Raw genomic sequence first — 21,199 nt, 5'->3', positions numbered from 1 at the left:
ATAGCCAACCTTCAATAAATCATAACCGTATAAATCTATAGAGGATCAACATCCAAGAAAAACAAACCCCAGAGATCTTTACAATCCAATTAATGATGACTTCAAGCCCGCTATCTAGTCTTGCTCGACAATCCAAAAACAATTAAAAGGCTAGGACTTTTGTCCCAGCCTCCTCTCTTTTATGCATGCTCCAGCCCTTTTCGTGTGTTTTCCTTAATGGTTTCGGCTGAATGGAGTAATTTTTCTTTTTCTTCTTCTGTCAAATGCAAGTCCAATCGTTCGATAATTCCTTTTCGACCTACAATCGCTGGATAGCCAAGATAAGTTCCGTATTCTGGACGATAGTTAGAGACCGGCATTTCCTCGTGGCTATCATTGATCACAGCTTCTGCTAAGCGTTGGGCTGCTGCAGCAATCCCAAAGTTGGTATAGAATTTACCAAAAAAGACAGTATGACCACCACGCAAGGATTCGTAGTTAATGGCGTCCAGCTCTTCTTGAGAGAAGAGATCGGTAATAGCATGTCCTTTGACACGGACCTGACTCCAAGCGACAAATTGAGAATTCCCATGCTCACCGAGGTTGTAGCCTGATACACTAGCAGGAGAAACCTGCAAACGATCAGCGACTGCGCGCTTCATCCGAGCTGTATCCAGTAAGGTCCCTGTCCCAATCACCTGCTCTTTTGGAAGGCCGGTATATTGTTGATAGAGTTGAGTGACTGCATCGACCGGATTGGTCACTACCAATAAGACCCCGCTAAAGCCAGAAGCCTTCAAATCACGCGCCACTTGCACCACTTGCTTACTGGTAAAGGGAAGCTCCGCAAAACGGTCATCTGTGTTGTTAGCCTGCAACTCGATATTTCCAAGAGTCGACACCACAACATCCGCATCTTTTAAAGCCGCGTAGTCATTGACCGTGATATGAACCGGATACCCCGTATTGGCAACTGTATCACAGAAATCCAAGGCATCTGCCTTGACCTTTTTCTCATTGGTATCAATCAAGACCAAGTGATCACAGGTGTGTTTCAAAATCATGCTGTGGGCCAAGGTCGCACCCACATGCCCCAAACCAATAATACCAATTTTTCTTGTCATCAGAATCCTCTTTTCTAGTATCGATCACACTGTTGGTGAGGATAGCTCTTTGTTGACTCTATTCTACCACAATTCTAGAAAGGCGGATTGAAAAAATGGGAAAATTTTCAATTTTTTTCAAAAAAGAAAAGAGGCGGTGCCTCCGTTTATGACTTAGGAAAGAAGAGCCTCAATTTCTTCAATGGTTAAGCCCGTCATATCTGAGATAAGCTCAGGTGTCATTCCTCGTGAGACCATTTTGCGGATTAACTGCAGACGTTCTTCATTACGACCTTGTTCCAGGCCTTTTTCTAAACCTTGTTCCAGACCACGTTCCAATCCTTGCTCCAAACCTTCTTCTCGCGCTTCATCAATCGCTGTCTCCATAGTCATATCATAATTTTCTTGAATGCGAATCCGCTCGTCTATCATGGTCTTCTCCTCCTTAGTCCAGCTAGATGAATCTAATAATGAATCTGCATGAGCCACAGCCTGACTGGGAGCTTTTGTAAAGGGAAGATTCCCAAAAAACTCCAACCACTGTCTGCCTGCATCTGTCAGCTTCTCATCTTTATTATACTTGTCTAGCTCTAAAAAGGCAACCTGCAGAAGATTTTGGTGCTTGCCATTTTTATAATAGGTCTTGAGTTGCTTTCCGGACCGGCTATTGGTCAGCCAGTATTTATTGATGGCGGCCTCTTCGTCCAGTAAGAGCGACTTCTCCAAAATCGCAATCCCATAGACGGGCTCCATCTGCTCGTACATCTTATGTGTCTGTCCTTGCTGGCGCAGTTTTTGTACATTCTCAACAAGCTGATTGGCCAAATAGTAATGGAATCGATTCAAGAAATACTGCTGCTTGCGAATCTGGATCTCGATGATCACCTCGGTTCCATCATGGAGCTTGGCTCTCACATCCACCGCAGTGGAGAACAAGTCATCCTCCTCATAAGCCATATTATGGGGCTGGCTTCCCTCCACAATCTGAGCGTCCGCTACATCCAGCTCCAAAATGTCTCGAATAAAAGCCGTTGTCACTTCCGGCAAACTAAAAATCTTCTTGGCCATGATGTCCAAGGTCGGCGATACATGCGCATGTCTTTTCTGCATCCCTGCTCCTTTTCGATAAAAAATAGAGGGAAGTTCCCTCTACTTCTATCATTCGAAAAAAATTTGGGAAATAGCGAATAAAGTACCCTTTACCTAATCCCTATCTTCTCACACCCTAGCCCTTAAACTCTTGGACAAATTCCTTGAGTTCGGCATCGGCTTCTGGTGTCGTTCCATGAAGCTGGTTGAGCATGTCTAGGAGGGAGGCTGTCTGAGTCTCAATGGTTGCGTTGGTTTGGTTGATCTTGGCCACGATCTCTGTCAGTGGCTCCACTTCTTCTTCCTCAAAGGTGTCCACATAGCGTGGGATGTTGAGGTTGTAGTCATTCTCGACGATCTCCTCGAAGCTAGCTAGATGGGCAAACTTATCCATGTCCTCTCTGCTCTTATAGGCCTTAAGGATCTTTTCAATATGGGCATCCGTCATGATGTTCTGGTTCTTGCCCTTGTCAAATTCCTTAGAAGCATCGATAAAGTAAACGTCCCGATTGGTCCGGTTCTTCTTGAGAATGATGACCGTCGTTGGGATGCTGGTATTGAAGAAGATATTGGCAGGAAGACCGATCACCGTATCAATGGCCCCGTCTTCCAGCAAGGCCTTGCGAATGGTTCCTTCAGCATTACCACGGAAAAGGACCCCGTGAGGAAGGACGATGGCCATGACACCCTTGTCCTGCTTGAGGTGGTAATAACCGTGCAAGAGAAAGGCAAAGTCTGCCTTGGATTGAGGGGCGAGCTTGCCAAATGGAGAGAAGCGAGGATCTTGGAGGAAGCCGGAGCTTGCAGACCACTTAGCTGAGTAGGGTGGGTTCATGAGAACCCCATCAAAGTTGGTCGGCTCTTGAGTCGGCCAGTCTTCGTCCAGCGTATCGGCATTGTGCAAGAACTGGTTTTCCACCGGAACCCCGTGTAGGATCATGTTCATCCGAGCCAGGTTATAGGTAGAGGTATTGAGCTCCTGACCAAAGTATTGAACCGTTTCAGGCTGGTGGGAATACTTCTTGGCATTGAGCAAGAGGGAGCCCGATCCCATGGTGGCATCGTAGAGGGAAAAGCCCTGCTCGTCTTCACGCCCTAAAAAGGCAATCTGGGTCATGAGCTTGGCTACAGGCTGGGGTGTATAGAACTCACCTGCCTTCTTACCCGAGTCGGTCGCAAACTGACCAATCAAGTACTCGTAAGCATCCCCAAGCATATCACCCGCATGACCTGCCACATCCAGCACTGCCAGCTCTTTCATAACAGCAGCCACTAGCTGGTTTTGCTTTTGAGGAGTGGCCCCTAACTTCTTAGAGTAGAGATCAATGTCCTCAAAGAGGTTTTCATAGAGGTCATCACTTTGCTCGATGTCTCGGAAACCCTGAGCCAGATCTTCCAGCTGGAAGGTACCTTCATTGACCCGGTCTACCAAGGCCGTAAAGGTCAAGTCGGGCTTGATGACATAGTTGAGCTCATCGGTGATGACGGAGATCAAGTCCTCTTGAGAATCGGGATCCTCATAGTAAGATCGGTAAAGCGCCAAGGCTTCATCCAGACTCTCTGTCTCCTCCTCCATGGTCTCCACCACGAAGAAGAGCAACTTATCTGAGAGGTACTTGTAAAAGATCATTCCCAAAAGGTAAGACTTGTAGTCATTGGCATCCATCTTAGAGCGGAGCACATCCGCTGAGTTCCACAGGGCTTGGTAGAGCGACTGGGAGGTTTGTGTTGTTTCCATAGTTATTCTTTCTGATTTCTTTTAGACCTTTTCTTGTTCCAGTGGGACGACGGCGAGGGTCTTGCCCAGACTGGCTAAGACTTTCAAGACCGTGTCCAATTGAGGACTGGTCTTGCCTGTCTCCATTCGAGCGATGACCGGTTGACTAACCCCACTGAGTTCTTCTAGTTTCTTTTGGCTAATGCCCTTTTCATGTCGAGCCTCGATCAACTCTGTCATAATCGCGACCCGCAGGTCACTTTCCAGAATTTCTTCCTTGGTGAAGAGCTCTGCTCTCACATCTTTCCAATTGCTGCCGATGGCACTATTCTTCATCTCTTAGCCCTCTTTCCTTCAAATCTTGCAACTCCCGCTTGGCTTTCTCTATCTCTCGTCTGGGTGTTTTTTGCGTCTTTTTGACAAAATGATGCAGTAAGACAAAACTCCCATCCAGCCAAGCCACGAATAAAATCCGATCTCGCAAGGGTCTCAACTCCCAAATCTCCGCATCCAGATGCTTGATGTAGGGTTGGCCAGCACGTGTTCCATGCTGACTTAAAAGCTCGATGTAGTCGTTGAGCTTGTTGAGTTTGATCCGGCTGTCCTTATTATCGCGACGAGCTAGCTCCCTCATGTAGTCCAGGACCGGTTGATTTCCCTGTTTGTCCTTATAAAAATAAATAGCGTGCACAAAGCAACCCCTTTTCGAATTTATTATAACTCTAAAGTTATTAAAAGTAAATACTTTTAAGTTATTAAACACTAAGGAGCACCCTTTGAAGGAATCAAAGGGGCTCACTTATACTATTCGAAAAATACTGTGCTTATGGTTGTTGATAAGGGGAATTTTTGAAGGTTAGATAAACATATCTTGTAGGAGGTTTATTCTATTAAATTTTCTTTATTTATTTCTTCAATAAATGTGTATCCATTTGATTTCATTTTACAAATTCTATCATCAATTTTTGAAATTACAGTATCATTGTAATCTACATATTCATGAGATGATAGATACCTCCTAGTCCAAATTATATATGTCTTATTTTCAGGAATTATATCATAACTACCGAATCCCATCCCATTGGAAACGATTGATTGTAGTATCCAGAATGATAAAAATTCTCTATCACTAAAACAACCTATAGCTTCCCAGATATAATGATCCCACTCTTCAAATTTTCTAAATTTATCAACTGAACACAGATAAGTTATTAGGAAAAAATCTTTGCGTTTTAATTTTCTATAGTACTCAGTATTTAGTTCTAAATCTGTATAATATAGTCCTAAATCATGAAAACTAAGTATTCCATGCTTTTCAATGAAATATATTATTTCTGATTGGTCTAAACCTTTTTTCTTAAGTATTTCTTCCCACTTTTCAACAATTTTAGCTCTTGTTTCATCTGTTAGAGGAGATCTTTCATATATTGGTAAATAATCATTTAGAACACCTTGAACAATGTAATCCATTGCAGGACTATCATAATAATTTAGAGATTCAGATATAACTAGGTTTAATAATTGTTCTTTCTTTTGATCAGAAAAAGTTCTGAATTCATTTGCAAGATATTGATAAAAATCTGTTGAATTATCAGAAATTCTTAACTCTCTTCTTAACTCTTTCGAATCATCTTTGAATAAAGTATCTAACTCCTCTTTAGTTCTATTTAACGGTTCTTCATAAAGTAAATATCCCTTTCTGTTTTTGGCAAAACATAAAGGATACTGTTTATTGTCTTTTTGTTGAATGTCAACAAAAGTTTCTTTAATCGTAAAACCAAAACTAATCAATTCTGGGAAATCAGCTTGTTCCTTCTTTGAAATTTCAATCTTTATGTTTTCTAAAAGCATATTATAGAATTCTGGATAGAAAAGATAAGCATAAATAATCCAAAGTTGTTGTTCAATTTGAACATGGCCCAATTTCCCTCTGGAGAAGAATTCTTGGTTCACATAATCATTAAAGCGAAATCTATCTCGTAAATTTCTATTGTCCGAACTAATTCTTTTCTTAAAATCATTTGATAAAACTAGATTAAATTTTTTTTCTAAAGTAATAAAGTACTCTTTCCAAATATTAGAAGAGTGCAACACAATTGGCAATTCAATTTGTCGATCAATAATCTTTGATAAATAATTATCATCTTTTAAATATACTCTTTGAATATCACCAACAAAAACAATGGGTAATTTGCCATTTATTAAACTAAAAAGTTTGTAACTTTCTTCTTGTTGCTTCTCCGACATTCTATCAAAATCATCTATAATCAAGACTTTCGAAGATTTCGACATTTTATTTAGTAAGAAACAGTATAGTTCATCTGATTTCTTCTTAAATACTTGCCATATTGCAACTATTAATGCAACTACTCCTCCTAGTTTCAAAAACAGAGGTTTTAAGTCACCAAAGTAATCACTTAACCCTATATCAACAATATTAGTCATCAAAAGTGAAACAGCGACTAATAAAACGATAAATATTCTTATACACCAATAAATAAAAGGGTGCAGTTTTGAAAATGCTATCTCAATAGTTGTTCGGCTATCAGTTAATCTCCAAAAATCAACAGTAATAAATTTTTTTTGTGAATTTTTCTTGACCTCATTTAAAAATTCTGTCTTACCTGATCCCCAACTACCATTTAAAAAATATGTTCTACTCTCACTAAGTAAGTTAGAAAAATTTTTCGCTGCATTTGAGGTATCTATATGTTCTAATACTATGAATTTTTCGTCCATATTTCACTCCCTTGTTAAATGAACATATCTTGCAAGAGTTTCTTTTTCAGTGTTTCTAGCTGAGAAATTTTTTCTTGGTGTGCAGCGATGAGGTTATCGAGGTTAGAGAAATAGGCACCGATAGCTTGTTGTTCAGCAACTGTTTGTGGGATTGCAAAAATAGTAGATGAAACCGACTTCCAATCAGATCGTGGCATTTTTGTACCAGATGTGTCATTAGCAACTTTTTGATAGCGATTTGATTGAATTAAATAATAAATGAAATTTGAATCATTTCCATTTGGATCAAATACCCAAAAATCTCCTAAAGCTACTCCCTCAAATTTCGGCAAAAGCCAATTATTTAAATATGGACGTAATTTTCCATATAATGTGTACCCAGGTTCAAAGTGTATACCTTTACGATTATCAAATTTATTACTAATATCTTTATTCAGTCGACCTTGACCAGAAATAATATCCTCAAACTCAACCTTTGGCAATGAATTAGAATCAGAACTTTGAGTAACTCTTTTTACAAGTTTACTGAATTCTTTTTCTTCCCATCCATCTTCAAATCCATCCAAACGAATCTCAGGAACAGTCTGTCCAGCTTTGGGAAACATCTTAGAGAGCATGGTCGCCTTGAGAGATTGGTAGTTGGCAAGATTGTCCTTGTAGCTGGCCAAAAGGTCGTCGAGAGTGCAGAAAAGGGAGCCGATGGCAGATTGTTCCTCATTAGAAGTAGGAATACTAAACTCTGTCTGTGAAACTGTCTTCCAATCAGAACGTGGCATCTTTGTTCCAGATGTATCATTTGCAACTCTTTGAAATTTTGGCGATTGTACTAATGAAAATAAAAATTTTGAATCACAATTTCTTGCCTGAAATACCCAAAAATCTCCTAATGCAATACCATTAAAATTAGGGTGTAGCCAATTTTTTAAATAGGGACGTAACTTCCCATACAAAATATCATTTGTTTCAAAAAATATTCCCTTGCGGGAATCAATATTTTTATTTAAATCTTTGTTCAATCTCCCTTCTCCAGAAATTATATCCTGGTATTCAATTCTTGGTAAATCGGGGTTATCAGAACTTTTAGTTCTCCTTTTTGCTATCTCTTCAAACGTATTTCTTACCCATGAATGTTTATTTTTTAAGAACCTAATTTTTGGTTTCTCCATCCCTATCCTGCTTTCTTACTATTTTAAATTTTAAATTAGATACATTATATTCTTGTTTTATTATTTTTTCTGCCATTTTCTCTGGAGAAACTAACCTAAATGTAGTTTCTGTTATATACTTAGTTAAATAAGTCCTTAATTCATCACATTTTTCAGTTAATTGAGATTTTTTCATAAAATCATCAGCAACTTCTTGATAATCTTCAAAACTCTTCACTCGATTTATTTTTTGGTGATAATCTACAAATATTGCAACTTCTTTACGAACCTCTTCTTTTAACCTAGATAATTCGATATCATCTTGTATAACCAGAGTTAGCAATAATAAATCTCTTAATTTTATAATTGAATCATATTTAGGTAGCAAATAATCTGAATATAATAACGGAAAAATTTTTTCAAACTCAATATCTTCATCTGATTCTATTTCTTTAGGAAGCATCTTCACCAATTCAAATATTGAATCTGCAAATAAATTTTTAGCAATTCTTAAATCACTCAATATCTCATACGAACGTTCTGCCCTCTCAATTGTATACTGCAAGAAAATACGTTCTCTTTCGTTCTCTTCTTGTTTTTCAAAAAATTCTCGTTGTAACTTATGCTCATCTTGTAGCTGTTTAAGTTGTTGCTTATTTTGAAGCTTTGCAACATACACCGCTACACCAGCACCTAGTAAAGCCCCTATCATGGAACTAATAAACTGAGAATTAAGAAATGTAATTATATTATCCATTTATTGTCATTTCCCTTAAGTATCAGGTATCAATAATAATATTGCAACTTGCTTATTATTCAAATATTATTTAATCCAATAGGACTTCTCTCATCCCATCAACATTGTCGCTTTTAACGAAGATAACATTTTTATTCCCGGTTAATTCTACAAGTTTATCTTTCCCTAAAATAATAGCTAAATTCTTAATGATAGACCTTTTAGCAGACTCGGTGTGATAGGTAAAAATAAATCGATAATTATATCTTTTTTCAAAGGCTATTTCAAAACATTTTTTAAATATCTCTTTATCAAGTGGATCAACCGAGTGTCCAAACACAATAATATTCTTTGAAACTGCTGCACCCCACTCTGATAATTTTGTAGAAATAAAAAATTTTTCATATAAGTTCCCAGTCTCTTTAACAACACGTTGATAGTATTTTTGGTATGGTATTAAATCAAAATTAACATCATTCCCCTTATCTTCTATACCAAAAACCATTGTATTTATTTCTGATTTACTTCTGTTTAGATCAATTTCTCCGTGAATATAATGTGTATTTTCTATAGGAATTCTAAAAAGTTTATATGGAGTATGAGTATAATTGAAACTAATTACATAAGACTCTGAAATATTAGTTATAGCATTCAATGCAGTTTCTACTGGGGATATTTTATCAATTTCAAAATCTATGTAGTCTCTATAGGATAAATAAATTTCTAACAATTCTGTTAACAACTCTAATTGGTTAATAGATTCTTCGTTGAATTTATCTATAGAATAATTTACATCCCTTTCCTCCCATCCCTTTTGTAGATATAGTTCAAAGAAAGTCCAAGCAATAAATTCCTTTGCTAGATAATTTTCTGTATCAGAGAATATATTCCAAAGTACAACTTCATGATCTGAATATTCAATTGGATAACCTGATTCAATTTCTTCTATCGCTCTTAGCAATTCTTCTTTGTTATTTTTAAAGTAAAAAATAGCCTCAGCAAGTTGTGAAATCATGATTTCTAAATTACACCAATTTTCTCCAAGGGTAGATCTATTCTCATTTATAAATCTAAGATAAAAATTATCTCTATATTCCTCAATGTTAATATTATTCTCATCAAGGAATTTTTTCAACTGAATATCTGTAACAGGTAATAAGTTATTAGCAAATTCTACGAAATGTTCATAACTTGTTTTCCGTTTCATGGCTAAATCAAAACCATTTCCTAAAATTAATATCGTATCTGCCATTTTTCCTCCAAAGTTCTCCTACCTACCCACTCTCAGTGGTTCAATCACCTCTTCGATCAGTTGGGTATAGGCTTCTTTGATTTGTTTTTTGTAGCTGAGTGGGTTGAGGGCATCTGCTACCTCTGCTTTGTAGTCTTTGTAGCGTTGGCTCTTGGTCAGCTGGCTTTCACCGGCTTGTTTTTTGGCGCCTTTGCGGTAGTGTTGGATATAGTAGCGCAGCTCGTCGACTCCGATATACCAGCGTTTGGCGAAGCTTACGATATGGCTATCGATGACGGATTCGATCATCTGGTCCAAGACTCCGGTAATGGATTGTCCTCGGTAGCGTTCGGGCTCTTCTTGAACTTGGGTCCAAAGGTTTTGGATGATCTCAGCGAGGCTTGGATTGGTCCGATTCAGGCTTTCGATATAGCTATCCACGGTTGCGATATCCTTGTCACTCAGGGCTTGCTCGTCATTTTCCTCCTGCTGGATCATACTTTGGATCAGCATCAGGATATAGGCATAGTTGATCTCATCGACTTGGACAGACTCCAGCTCATAGTGGATGTCCAGTTCATCTTGGCTGTCCACTTCTGGATCCCTGCTCTTGATCTCCGCCAGGATATTTTGATAGAGGCCTAGATAGGTTTCGAGCTGACTATCGCTGAGACCCGTTTCCCGATAGATCTCTTCCTTATCATACTCTAAGTAGACACGGATCGAGGCGTGGTACTTGTCAAAGACCTGATAGGCTTTGGCGACCTTACGGAGCTGGGCTGTTGGGGCTGGTTCGAGGGCGACTCCTTCTTCTTCAAAGTCTGTGACTTGGCCTTTAAACTCTGCCCAGGCTTTTAAAAAGTTGCGCTTCTCATCTTCCCAGCTTGGTGCCAGGACCTCATTTTCTCCCCCATTGGAGTAGAGCTTGAGGGCATTGTCGACGGCTTCTTTGAAGGCTTGAGGGCGCTGGAAGGTGATGATATGACCGAAGTGCTTCTTGTCATCAAAGATCCGATTGGTCCGGCTAAAGGCCTGGATCAAGTCCTGTGGGCGCATAGGCTTGCGATCGATAAAGAGCGTAGAAAGACATGGAGCATCAAAACCGGTCAAGAGACGGTCGACCACGATGACCAGATCCAACTGCTCATTGCGGTAGAGGTACTTGTCCTGCTTTCTGGCCAGGCGATTGTTGACATCGGTGTTGAAGCCCCGCAGATCCGCTAGGCTAAAATGCGTACCAAACTCTTGGTTGTAGTCCTCCATGACCTGCTTCATGTGGTCTTGGTAGCCGATGGACTCTTCCTCATTTTCAGACACTGAGTAGGTGATGGTAAACTTTGGAAAATCTGGTAAGTGGCGTTTGACCCGTTCGGAAACCTTAACCCGCTCCTTGCCAGCTAGTATGTTCTTGAGCAGATTGTAATAGGCTTGTGCTCGTGGGATGGACTTAACCGTCAAGATAGCTTCATAGCTCTTTCCGACCCCTTTTGGGATATTAAGCTGTTGCTGGCTCTTATTTAGGATGGCATCTAGAACTTCTAGCATGTGCTCCTTGTCCTCATAGGCCTGGTCTGGGATCTCTTCTTCTAGCAGATCAGAAATGATGGTATTGCGGTAGTCTACTTTAAAGCCTAGAACTGCTCCATCATGGATGGCTTCCTTGACCGTGTATTCATGCAGTCGATCGCCATACTGTTGGTGGGTGGTCTGAGCCAGATCTCCCACTTGTTTGCGTTTGTTTTCCTTAAAGATCGGAGTCCCTGTAAAGCCGTACCAGAGAGAGTTCTTGAAGTAGGCCTTGATCTCTTTTTGCGTCTGTGGCGTGACCGCCCGGTGGCACTCATCCACGACAAAAGCCACACGCAGGTCCTTGATCTTCCCAGCATCCCGCTGGTACTTCCCTTCTTCGAACTTACGCATCATGGTCGTGATTTTCTGGATGGTTGTCACCACCACGCGCTTGTCATTGCCCCCTAGGCGCTTGACCAGCTCATGGGTATTGTCCGTCTCGTCGATATCGATCACATCATTGGCCGCATAAGAGAGAAAGGACGAAGTCGTCTGCTGGTCCAGGTCTCTGCGGTCGACGACAAAGATAGTCTTCTGAATCGCTGGGATCTGCAAGAGATTGCGTGCTACCTTGTAAGAGGTCAGGGTCTTACCTGAACCGGTCGTATGCCAGATATAGCCTGACTCTTGACGGCGAGAGGCTTCCTGTACGGCCTCGATGGCATGGATCTGGTAGGGACGCAGGAGGATGAGAGCCTTCTTGCTATCGTCGATGACTGAGTACTGCATGACCATCTGATGGGCACGGGGGATGGAGAGGACCTCATGAGCAAAGCTGTTGAGATCGATCATAGGTTGGTTGTCCTTGTCCACCCACTTGGTCAGGAATTGCTTGTTTAGCTTGCTTTCACGCGCTGCAGCGATGTAGCGTGTGTCGATTTTATTGGTCACGACAAACATCTGTAAGCTGGAGTATATGCCCCGAAACTTGCCTTCACGATCGTACTTTTTAATCTGATGAAAAGCATCTAGAAAGGCCACTCGTGGACTCTTAAGTTCGATATGGATGAGGGGCAGGCCATTGATCAGAAGGGTCGTATCGAGCCGTCGATCTTGGTCTAGCGGATAGGCCTTGTTGCGTTCGACTTGGTTGACCACTTCATAGCTTGACTTACCAGCTGCGATATTGTCCCGCCAGATGACTGCCAGACGGATGGTGCCTAGACTGGCATCTTCACGCTGGACTTCAACCTTGGCGATGCCGTTTTCACCAGCAAGCCACTTGGCCGCTTCATAGTAGCTGACAAAGTTGAGCTGGTTCTTGATCTGGCGCTTTTCTTGCTCGGTCAAGGGATAGTCCGCCAGCACGGCGACATTATTTTGCGCGAGCTTGTCAAAGAAATTGTCCCATAACTGGTCTTCGTTCTTGAGATCCTCACGATAAGTCCACTGACTCTCTCCTGATGTCAACTGCTGGATCAACTGTCTTTCAATCTCAAGTTCTGGAGTTGCTACTGCCTTCATCCGTCTATCCTTTTCCTGTGCATAATCTCCTATTATTATAGCATGTTTGGGGAAGAAATTAACGCTTTCAAAGCATTTTGTTGGTTTTTCGCGTAAAAAAACGAACCTGGTCTGCTCCGTTTTTCTTAGTCTAGTTGGATCCCTTTTTCTGCTAGATTATTCAGGCATTCTTGGAGGTAAGTAGCCTGGTGCTCGGGATAGATAGGTGTGCTCAATCCTTCCTCTTCCAGCTCTGAATAAGCTGGGCAGGTCTTGCCTCGGTAGGTCGGCTCCCACCACTCTGGGCTGATCTTGTAACCGCGAGAGGTCATCTCCTCCATGATCAAGCGGTGATAGGCATAGAGGCGATAGGGCGAGTAGTCAAAGACATAGTTGACCGTCGCGTGCTTCTTGCCCCAGCCATTGCCTCGAAGGGCGCAGCATTCCCGGTGTTGGCCCAGGAGCTGGGGACGAGGGAGTTTGGGAATCAAATCTTGGTGCCAGAGTCTCATCTATTGACCTCCTAGTAGTGTCGAGTCTTGCAAGTAGCGATTCGGGTAACGCTCAAGGAGAGTCTGGATTCCCTTGATGAGATCTTCTTGCTGGGCTTGGCCATGCTGGTACTTCTCAAGTAGCAACATAAAGTCCGCCTTTTCCTCTGCAGTCGCCTGCTTTTTGAAATAGCCCCAGATATGCTGGAAGGCGTTGGATACCTGGCCACGATTTTCTGGCAAGGCCAGCGCTTGCTGGATCAGGTCCTCGACGTGGCTGACCTCCACCTGGTCTCGCTTGAGGTATTCCCGGATTTCCTTGTAGATATTACTCGAACGACTGAGCACCAGGTATTTATTTTTCGCCCATAGGACTTGACAGTGATGTTTTTGCTCCACTTTTGTCTCCTTTTGATCTTCTCTATGAATAGTCCTCCCATTATACCATGGAAATGATTCATTCCATCAAAAAAAGGCTGGGACAAAAGTCCTGGCCTCTTAATTGTTTTTGAATTGTAGAGCAAGACGCAGTGGTTGAGCGGGCTCTACTACGCTGATTTCATCAGCTTTTATAGCCCTACTCAACTGTGCAGAGGTGGGACGACGAAATCGAATTCTAACGAATTACCGATTTCTGTCCTACTCTCTCTTTCATTGATTACAAGGCTGTGATGGCTGTGATCAAACCAAAGATGATCCCTGGTGCATTGGCTGCAGCAAGTGGAATATCGCGTTCTTTTTTGAAGAGTCCGTAGTAAACCCAAAGGCTACAGTTGATGGCTGCGACAAGGGGTTGAACAAAGTTCCCTTTGTGACCTGCGAGGTTATCCATGATTTGTGGGAAGTAAGACACATACATCATAACAGACATAAAGGTCGCAACCCAACCAAGAATTTTCATTTGTTTTTCATTCATTTTTATGACACCTTTCATTTTTTAAGTATGCACTATTCTAACGCTTCCCCTCTTAAAATTCAAGTACTTTTTTCAAATGTTACCGAACTGTAAAGTGTCACAATCTTGTGATTTTGCAGGAAGATGGATTTCTTTTCGAGTGGATTTTCTCTCTAGTTGCCATTTTTTGACACTTTGTCTAATTCTTTTGCAAATGTGATCGTTTTCATTTTGCGTAGCATGCAAATTAATTGCATTTTCTTCCTACTTATGCTATATTGATACACAGAGGTAAAATTTTATGAATAAACAAAAAATCAACCAAATCGTTGGCTCGATCGGTGCCTTTATTGGGATTATCGTTTTCATTGCCTACATCCCACAAATTATTGCTAATTTACAGGGAAATAAGGCCCAACCTTTCCAACCCTTGTCAGCTGCTATTTCTTGCTTGATCTGGGTCATTTATGGTTGGACAAAGGAACCTAAAAAAGACTGGATTTTGATCATTCCGAATTCGGCAGGTGTCATCCTAGGGGGATTGACTTTCCTTACATCACTTTAATAGAAAGTGAACAAAGACTGAACTCTACGGGTTCAGTCTTTTTTGTGTATCCCTTTGAAAAACAAAAACAATCGCAGTCGGTTTTCGTACAAAAAAGCCCGCTATGAGCAAGCTAAAAAAATTGACAATTCTTTTCTTTGAATAACCTATGCTGGATTATTGTGCAAAAATATCCAAATAATATCTGATTATTATTAGAGTATATTGAAACTTTCCGCTGTGAGAAAAGTGCCTGAAATAATTATGTTTCAGGCACTCGGAATTATTGAGACCTTAGGCTCAATAATTAGTCATGGAACTTCTTCGAAGTTCGCTGACGTCCGTACTCACCTAAGGAAAGTTTCTAATTTAATTTGAGTTTCTTTTCTTAAATCTGCACAATCTTACGATAGCTCCGAGAGGTGATCCAAAAGACGATTAGGTAGGTGATGAAAAAGACGGCACAGACACTGAGGGTCACGATGAGGACTTGGCTACTATTGATGACACCGAGCACTTTAAGGATCAGGCGGATCATATGGTAGGCAAAGGCCAGGTGGACAAAGGCAAAGATAAGAGGGAGGAAGAAGACGGTCCGCACTTGACGGTTGATGGTCCGTTTGACCTCGTGTTCATCGAGCCCCACCTGTTGGAGGATGACGAAGCGGTCACGGTCTTCATAGCCTTCTGAGATTTGCTTGTAGTAGATGACGATGACTGTTCCGACCATAAAGATCAATGACAAGAAAATACCGATAAAGAAGATGCCACCAAAGAGGCTATTCAACTCTGCCACATCATTGGCTCGGTTGCCTCCATAGATAAATGTTCCTTGGGCCTGTTGGCTACTCAATTCATCGATCATCTTGTCATAACTAGCTGCTAACTTGAGCTGCTGGTCTTCATCGACATTGACATTGAAACCACCGTAGATATTGGTATTGATGGCCAGATTTGGAAACTGAGCGACAAAGGCTGAGAGATCAGGTACGATCAGGTAGTTGAAATCCTCCGTCAGCATATTAAACTGATTGGGCACGTGGTCGGTGATAAAATCCTTGCTCACTTCTTCCTTGACTTGGAAGTCCTGTCCATTGATGGTGAACTGCTTTTGGCCTTTGAGAGCCTCGTTATGAGCAAAGAGGATGACTTGGTTGCCTGTCAGATTGACTTGTTCGCCTGTCATGTGTTCATAACTAGCTGCATCAAAGACCATAAAGACGGTTTTGGGAGTGACGCTGCGTTCATCAGCTGGATAGACGGTGAAATCGGTGCCCTTTTGTGATTTAACCCCAAAGTTGGCATAGGTCATCAGGTCACGATTCTTGATCTTAAGATGATGCTCAGAGGCAAATTCATCAAATTTTTGATTGATCTGCTCCAGGTCGACCCCTTTTCCTTGGACAGAGAAATCATGAGGCGCCATGATTTTCTTGACCATTTCGCTACCGACATAGATGTTGGTGGCTGCAGAGATGGTCACCAGCACCATGGTCGAGAGGATGGCAATGGTCGCAAGCCCCACTGCATTTTTCTTCATGCGATAGATAAGGTTAGAGACCGAGATCATGTTGTTGGGCTGGTAATAGTAGCTCTTCTTTTTCTTAAGCAGGTGCAAGAAGACGGTGATCCCAGCATTAAAGAGCAGGTAGGTCCCGATCATGACCAGGATAACGGCTAGAAAAAAGGTCACAAGCGCAATGATGGGGTCTTTGACAGACAAAGCTAGGTAGTAGCCAAAACCAAGAGAGGCTAGTCCCAGGATGGTTTGAGGCCACAAGAAGCGGGCTTTCTTTTCACCACTGGCCTTCTCACGCGTCAACTGCAGGGCATTCAATCGGAGAATGCGCCAAGCGTTGAGAAGAACCAAAAGTCCAAAGATGAGACCAAAGGTGACAAAGACCAAGACGACAATCCCAGGTTGGAAGGTGGATACTAGCTGGACCTTCATCTTCATGAGTTTCAAGAGAAAGGCAAAGATCAGCTTGTCAAAAAGGGCTCCAATCAAGACTCCGGCTGAGATGGTTAGAAAGCCAAACATCAAAAGTTCCTTGAAGATCATGCTGATAAGATGGCGTTTTTCAAGTCCCAGCATGCTGTAGATGCCCAGTTCCTTGGAGCGGTTTTTCATGACGAAGCTATTGGCATAGAGCACGATGATAGCCCCCGCAGCATTAACTACGAACAGTCCCAAGACCAGGGTAAAGATCATGGGATCGCCCCCTCGAAGCTCATGAATGTGAGGATTAAAGGTCAGGGAGTCAAAGAGGTAGGCGATGGTCACTGCGAGAATGACCGCAATCGCAAAGGGATAATAGAGCTTGCGGTTCTTGATCAGATTGGAGCAAGCTAATTTAGTGGTTAATCGAAACATCTACTCCACCTCACTTGCCATGACCGTCAGGGTATCCGAGATTTCTTGGAACATCTGACGCTCTGTCTTTTCCCCACGGAAGATTTGGTTGTAGAGAATCCCGTCCTTGATAAAGAGCACGCGCTTGGCACGCGCTGCTGCTGCGGTTGAGTGGGTCACCATAAGGATGGTTTGCCCCATGCTATTGATGTCTTCAAAGACGTCGAGTAACGCAGCTGAAGACTTGGAATCCAGCGCCCCTGTTGGCTCATCCGCAAGGAGAATTTCTGGTGAGGTAATAATGGCCCGTGCTACGGCCACCCGTTGCTTTTGCCCACCAGAGATTTCGTAAGGGTATTTTTCTAAGAGCTGGTGAATGCCCAACTCCCGACTGACGCTATCGACCTTGCTCATCATTTCCTTGACTGGTCTGCGAGAGAGAACTAGAGGGAGAAGAATATTGTCCTTGACAGACAAGGTATCCAGCAGGTTGAAGTCTTGAAAGACGAAGCCTAGTTTTTCCCGACGGAAGCTCGATGCGTCCTTGTTCTTGATGGTTGAGGTATCCGTGCCATTGAGGTAGACCCGCCCTTCCGTCGGCTGATCCAGCATGGCCAGGATATTGAGGAGAGTGGATTTCCCGGATCCAGATTCCCCCATGATAGCGACGTATTCTCCCTTCTCCACAGTGAAGTGAATATCTTTTAGGGCTTCAACTTGCGTTCCTTGAAAGCGGGTTTTATAGATCTTTTTGATATGTTGAACGTCTAGTAATGACATATTTTTCTCCTTTTACTAGTAGATCAAGAAAAATTCTTGGGTTTGTTGCAGGACTTGGAGACCAAATTCCATCTTTTCCAGATCGGTTTGGTTATTTGGTTTCTTAATCTTTTTGGGTTGTTTCATCCATTTCAAGAGTTTCATTTTCTTGACCTCCTTCATTTGATGAGACTATTGTATAAAAAATAAAAGGCGGCTACCATAACCTAACCTTTCATTTTACCGTTTATTTCTTACATTTTTGTAAGATGGGGAAATCTTAATCCATGACCAACTTCTTCTCTTCAAAGCGAATGGCAACGGTCGTGCCTTGACCGACCTCTGAATGGAGGGTGATCCTGTGGCCCAATTGCTCTGCGATTTTCTTAGATAGATAGAGTCCCAGCCCTGAGGATTGCTGGGTCAGGTGGCCATTATAGCCGGAGAAGCCCCTCTCAAAGACGCGAAGGACATCGCTATTTTTGATCCCAATCCCGCTATCTTTTATATAGAGAGTCTGGTCTTTAAAATAGATTTCAATTCCACCGGTGCTGGTGTACTTGAGGCTATTGGACAAGAGCTGCTCGATGATGACCAGGAGCCACTTGCGATCGGTGATGACCTCCTGCTCCAAATCATGTAGGTCCACGGTCAAGTTCTTTTGGATAAAAAAGAGGGCATACTTACGGACTACTTCTTTGACCAAGTCTTCTACCGACACGCGCTTTAAGACTAGATCATCATGAAAACTCTCCAGTCGCAGGTACTGCAAAACCAGATTGGCATAGGAGTCAATCTTAAAGAGCTCCTGTTCCATCTGCTGCTTGACAATGGGCGTCTCGACATCTTGCACCAAGAGCTGGCTGGCCGCAATGGGCGTCTTAATCTGGTGAACCCAGAGGGTATAGTAATCCATCAGGTCATTGAACTTGGCCTGGGCTGTCTTCCCTTCCTCCAAGCGCGCCTGCTGTTCTTCCGTGTATTTTTCATAAAGGAGGTGTTCCAGTGGTGAGGTAACCTCAACTTCCTCATAAAGTGCGGCTTTGCGGTAGTCCCGAAAGGTCATGGCGAAATCCCAGATCAAGACACAGAAGGCAAAAAAGCCTAGCACTAGGGTCGCATAGAGGAAAACCGTCCCTGTCTCTGGAAAGAGATAGGCAAAGACCAAATCAATGATCAAAAAGATGACCAATAGATAGAGTAGGCGCCTGCGGGATACCACATACTGCCAGAAGATCGTTCCAAATTTATTCATGGGTCAACCCGTAACCGATGCCTTTCTTGGTTTCGATGAAGTTTGACAAGCCAGCCTCTTCTAACTTCTTACGAAGGCGGGCTACATTGACAGACAAGGTATTGTCATCAATAAAGAAGTCGCTATTCCAGAGCTCCTTCATCATGTCATCGCGTGCTACGATACTGCCTGCATGCTCAAACAGGACGCGCAGGATCTGAAATTCATTCTTGGTCAGCTTGATGACTTCCCCTTCATACATCAAGTCCGTAGACTTGAGATTAAGGATAGCACCCCGGTGCTCCAGCAGATTTTGATCCGTGCCAAATTCGTAAGAGCGACGCAAGAGCCCTTGGACCTTGGCAAGGAGCACATTTTGATCAAAAGGCTTGGTGACGAAGTCGTCTCCACCCATATTGATGGCCATAACAATATCCATGGCTTGATCCCGTGAGGAAAGAAACATAATCGGAACCTTTGAAACCTTGCGAATCTCCTGGCACCAGTGGTAACCATTGTAGAGTGGAAGGCCAATATCCATGAGGATCAAGTGGGGGTCGGTTTCGACAAAGATCCCAAGGACATCCATAAAATCCTCTACTGCGACCACTTCATAGCCCCATTGTTCCAATAATTGTTTGACCTGTTGGCGGATAATGTTATCATCTTCGACTAAGAGAATTTTATGCATGGCTTTCTTTCCTTCTTTTTTCTTCTTCCTATTATAACAGATTAAGAAGCAGAGAAAAAGACTGTTTCAGAGGGAAAGAAGATCTCATTCCTACTGTCTTGATGGAGGGCGCTTTTTCTCCATCCATTTTTGTGCTATACTGAAAGAAATAAGACACGGGAGGCACAGATGTCAACTATTTTTGATTACCTAAAAGAAGTGACCTACGATTCCATATACGACCGTCCTTTCAATGAACTGGATGTCCTGGCACTGACAGAGCTGACCTATCTTCCTTTTGATCGGATCGTGCCCCAAGGGGATACGACCAATATTGAAGTCCGCTTATCTGATGCTGCAAAGCTAGTCGATCGAACCACCGATTTCACCGTGACAGACCAACACCTGCAATTAGTCGATGACTTAGCTAGTTCAAAGCGTTTTAAGAACATCAAACTCCTCAACTATGTCAACGAATATGACCCCGATGTTCAGAAGCAGTTTGCGGCTATGACCTATCGTCTTACCATGGATGTTTATTTAGTTGTCTTCAGAGGGACGGATGACACCTTGATCGGCTGGAAGGAAGACTTCCACATGACCTATATGGATCATGTCCCAGCTCAGAGGCGCGCAGCCAGCTACCTGCAAAACGTCATGAAGGAATTTCCTAAAGGGCGCTTCTTAGTAGCCGGTCACTCCAAAGGGGGCAATCTCGCAACCTATGCCTGCACTTACCTGCCGGATTCCTTATTTGAACGAGTCGATGCCATCTACAGCTACGATGCTCCTGGCCTCAACAGGGCCATTATCGAGACCGAAGGCTACCAGCGGACATCCCCAAACATTCGTCGCTTTGTCCCCCAAGGATCCATCGTCGGCATGATGCTAGAAGTCCCTGAGCCTGCTACGATTGTCAAAAGCCGAGCTTTTGGTGGCTTTGTCCAGCATGACGCTTTTACTTGGATGATTGAGAAAGATAAATTTGTGACCCTAGATCAAACCAGTCCCGATAGCCAGCAGACCGTCGAGACCTTGAAGCAGTGGGTTCGCGAAACATCGGCGGATGAGCGCAAGAAGTTCTTTGATACCTTCTTCGGCCTCTTCTTAGATGCAGGCATTACTTCAATCAATGATTTGAGGAACTTGAAAAATTTCTCCAAGATCAAAGAGATCTTTCAAAATGCTCAAGACCTAGATCCTACAGAAAGGGAAATGCTGGAACGTCTAGCCAAGCAACTCCTCGATACCCGTGTCCAAGCTTGGAAAAAATGGCAGACGGTTCCCCGCATTCTGGTTCAAATGGCAGCATTTTTTAAGCGAAAAAAAGCAGTCGAGTCCTCCTCACCTCTGCTCCTTGAGCACAAAGATTGAGACTCAACAACTGAAAAAAGAGACCACCTCTTCTATTCACTAGAACGCAAAAAGAGAGTGGGACAGAAATCGGTAATTCGTTAGAATTCGATTTCGTCGTCCCACCTCCGCACAGTTGAGTAGGGCTG

General features: G+C 42.5%; 20 protein-coding genes. 2 read left to right on the top strand and 18 right to left on the bottom strand.

What is annotated here, in order from left to right:
• Positions 1-179: 179 nt before the first annotated feature.
• The 13 genes from I2E70_RS00095 to I2E70_RS00035 all read right to left on the bottom strand — a co-directional run bounded on the left by I2E70_RS00095 (position 180) and on the right by I2E70_RS00035 (position 14,158).
• A complete protein-coding gene (locus I2E70_RS00095; protein ID WP_031576730.1) occupies positions 180-1,103 on the bottom strand; it encodes an L-lactate dehydrogenase in 924 nt (307 codons plus the stop codon).
• 153 nt (positions 1,104-1,256) lie between these two features.
• Entirely contained in the window at positions 1,257-2,192 is a 936-nt protein-coding gene (locus I2E70_RS00090; RefSeq protein WP_031576732.1) for an Rpn family recombination-promoting nuclease/putative transposase, read from the bottom strand.
• Positions 2,193-2,307: 115 nt separating this feature from the next.
• Positions 2,308-3,909 carry a type I restriction-modification system subunit M gene (locus I2E70_RS00085; protein WP_195422881.1) on the bottom strand — a complete coding sequence of 534 codons (1,602 nt, stop codon included), beginning with the start codon at positions 3,907-3,909 and terminating at the stop codon, positions 2,308-2,310.
• A 21-nt stretch (positions 3,910-3,930) separates the two neighbouring features.
• Entirely contained in the window at positions 3,931-4,224 is a 294-nt protein-coding gene (locus tag I2E70_RS00080; protein WP_021144391.1) for a helix-turn-helix domain-containing protein, read from the bottom strand.
• Positions 4,214-4,579, bottom strand: coding sequence for a type II toxin-antitoxin system RelE/ParE family toxin (locus tag I2E70_RS00075; protein WP_049518263.1), 366 nt, complete (start codon positions 4,577-4,579; stop codon positions 4,214-4,216). Before I2E70_RS00075 ends, I2E70_RS00080 begins: the two co-directional genes overlap by 11 nt.
• A 191-nt stretch (positions 4,580-4,770) precedes the next feature.
• A complete protein-coding gene (locus I2E70_RS00070) occupies positions 4,771-6,627 on the bottom strand; it encodes a P-loop NTPase fold protein (protein ID WP_195422880.1) in 1,857 nt (618 codons plus the stop codon).
• 14 nt (positions 6,628-6,641) lie between these two features.
• Entirely contained in the window at positions 6,642-7,793 is a 1,152-nt protein-coding gene (locus I2E70_RS00065; RefSeq protein ID WP_080983024.1) for a restriction endonuclease subunit S, read from the bottom strand.
• Entirely contained in the window at positions 7,774-8,529 is a 756-nt protein-coding gene (locus I2E70_RS00060; RefSeq protein WP_049518265.1) for a hypothetical protein, read from the bottom strand. The genes I2E70_RS00065 and I2E70_RS00060 overlap by 20 nt, the downstream gene beginning before the upstream one ends.
• A 70-nt stretch (positions 8,530-8,599) precedes the next feature.
• Complete coding sequence (locus I2E70_RS00055; protein ID WP_049518266.1) at positions 8,600-9,760, bottom strand: AbiH family protein; 1,161 nt, start codon at positions 9,758-9,760, stop codon at positions 8,600-8,602.
• An 18-nt stretch (positions 9,761-9,778) separates the two neighbouring features.
• Positions 9,779-12,772, bottom strand: a complete 2,994-nt coding sequence (locus tag I2E70_RS00050; protein WP_195422879.1) for a type I restriction endonuclease subunit R — start codon at positions 12,770-12,772, stop codon at positions 9,779-9,781.
• Positions 12,773-12,897: 125 nt separating this feature from the next.
• Positions 12,898-13,263 (bottom strand): TIGR02328 family protein, encoded by a 366-nt coding sequence (locus I2E70_RS00045; protein WP_195422878.1) that lies wholly within the window; start codon positions 13,261-13,263, stop codon positions 12,898-12,900.
• Positions 13,264-13,641, bottom strand: a complete 378-nt coding sequence (locus I2E70_RS00040; protein ID WP_049483405.1) for a YbgA family protein — start codon at positions 13,639-13,641, stop codon at positions 13,264-13,266. It abuts the gene before it with no gap.
• A 259-nt stretch (positions 13,642-13,900) separates the two neighbouring features.
• Positions 13,901-14,158: a SemiSWEET family transporter gene (locus I2E70_RS00035; protein WP_003006102.1), complete on the bottom strand. Its 258-nt coding sequence runs from the start codon at positions 14,156-14,158 to the stop codon at positions 13,901-13,903.
• Positions 14,159-14,438: 280 nt separating this feature from the next.
• Between I2E70_RS00035 and I2E70_RS00030 the strand changes: the two genes are divergently transcribed.
• Positions 14,439-14,702 carry a SemiSWEET family transporter gene (locus I2E70_RS00030; protein ID WP_003012241.1) on the top strand — a complete coding sequence of 88 codons (264 nt, stop codon included), beginning with the start codon at positions 14,439-14,441 and terminating at the stop codon, positions 14,700-14,702.
• A gap of 367 nt (positions 14,703-15,069) precedes the next feature.
• Here the strand turns inward: I2E70_RS00030 and I2E70_RS00025 are convergent, their stop codons facing one another.
• The 5 genes from I2E70_RS00025 to I2E70_RS00010 form a co-directional block, all read right to left on the bottom strand.
• A complete protein-coding gene (locus I2E70_RS00025) occupies positions 15,070-17,055 on the bottom strand; it encodes an FtsX-like permease family protein (protein WP_195422877.1) in 1,986 nt (661 codons plus the stop codon).
• Entirely contained in the window at positions 17,056-17,814 is a 759-nt protein-coding gene (locus I2E70_RS00020) for an ABC transporter ATP-binding protein (protein WP_004219620.1), read from the bottom strand.
• Between the two features lie 15 nt (positions 17,815-17,829).
• Complete coding sequence (locus I2E70_RS10630; protein ID WP_263973638.1) at positions 17,830-17,958, bottom strand: hypothetical protein; 129 nt, start codon at positions 17,956-17,958, stop codon at positions 17,830-17,832.
• 115 nt (positions 17,959-18,073) lie between these two features.
• Positions 18,074-19,048, bottom strand: a complete 975-nt coding sequence (locus tag I2E70_RS00015; protein ID WP_195422876.1) for a sensor histidine kinase — start codon at positions 19,046-19,048, stop codon at positions 18,074-18,076.
• Entirely contained in the window at positions 19,041-19,718 is a 678-nt protein-coding gene (locus tag I2E70_RS00010; RefSeq protein ID WP_150905534.1) for a response regulator transcription factor, read from the bottom strand. The genes I2E70_RS00015 and I2E70_RS00010 overlap by 8 nt, the downstream gene beginning before the upstream one ends.
• A 168-nt stretch (positions 19,719-19,886) precedes the next feature.
• Here I2E70_RS00010 and I2E70_RS00005 point away from each other — a divergent pair, with 168 nt between their 5' ends.
• Positions 19,887-21,071 carry a DUF2974 domain-containing protein gene (locus I2E70_RS00005; protein ID WP_155171453.1) on the top strand — a complete coding sequence of 395 codons (1,185 nt, stop codon included), beginning with the start codon at positions 19,887-19,889 and terminating at the stop codon, positions 21,069-21,071.
• Positions 21,072-21,199 lie beyond the last annotated feature (128 nt).

The sequence above is a fragment of the Streptococcus parasanguinis genome, assembly GCF_015556095.1.
In the GTDB taxonomy this organism is placed as follows: domain Bacteria; phylum Bacillota; class Bacilli; order Lactobacillales; family Streptococcaceae; genus Streptococcus; species Streptococcus parasanguinis_Q.
Note: the sequence above shows the minus strand (reverse complement) of the source record. Positions and strands in the feature narration are given on the sequence as shown.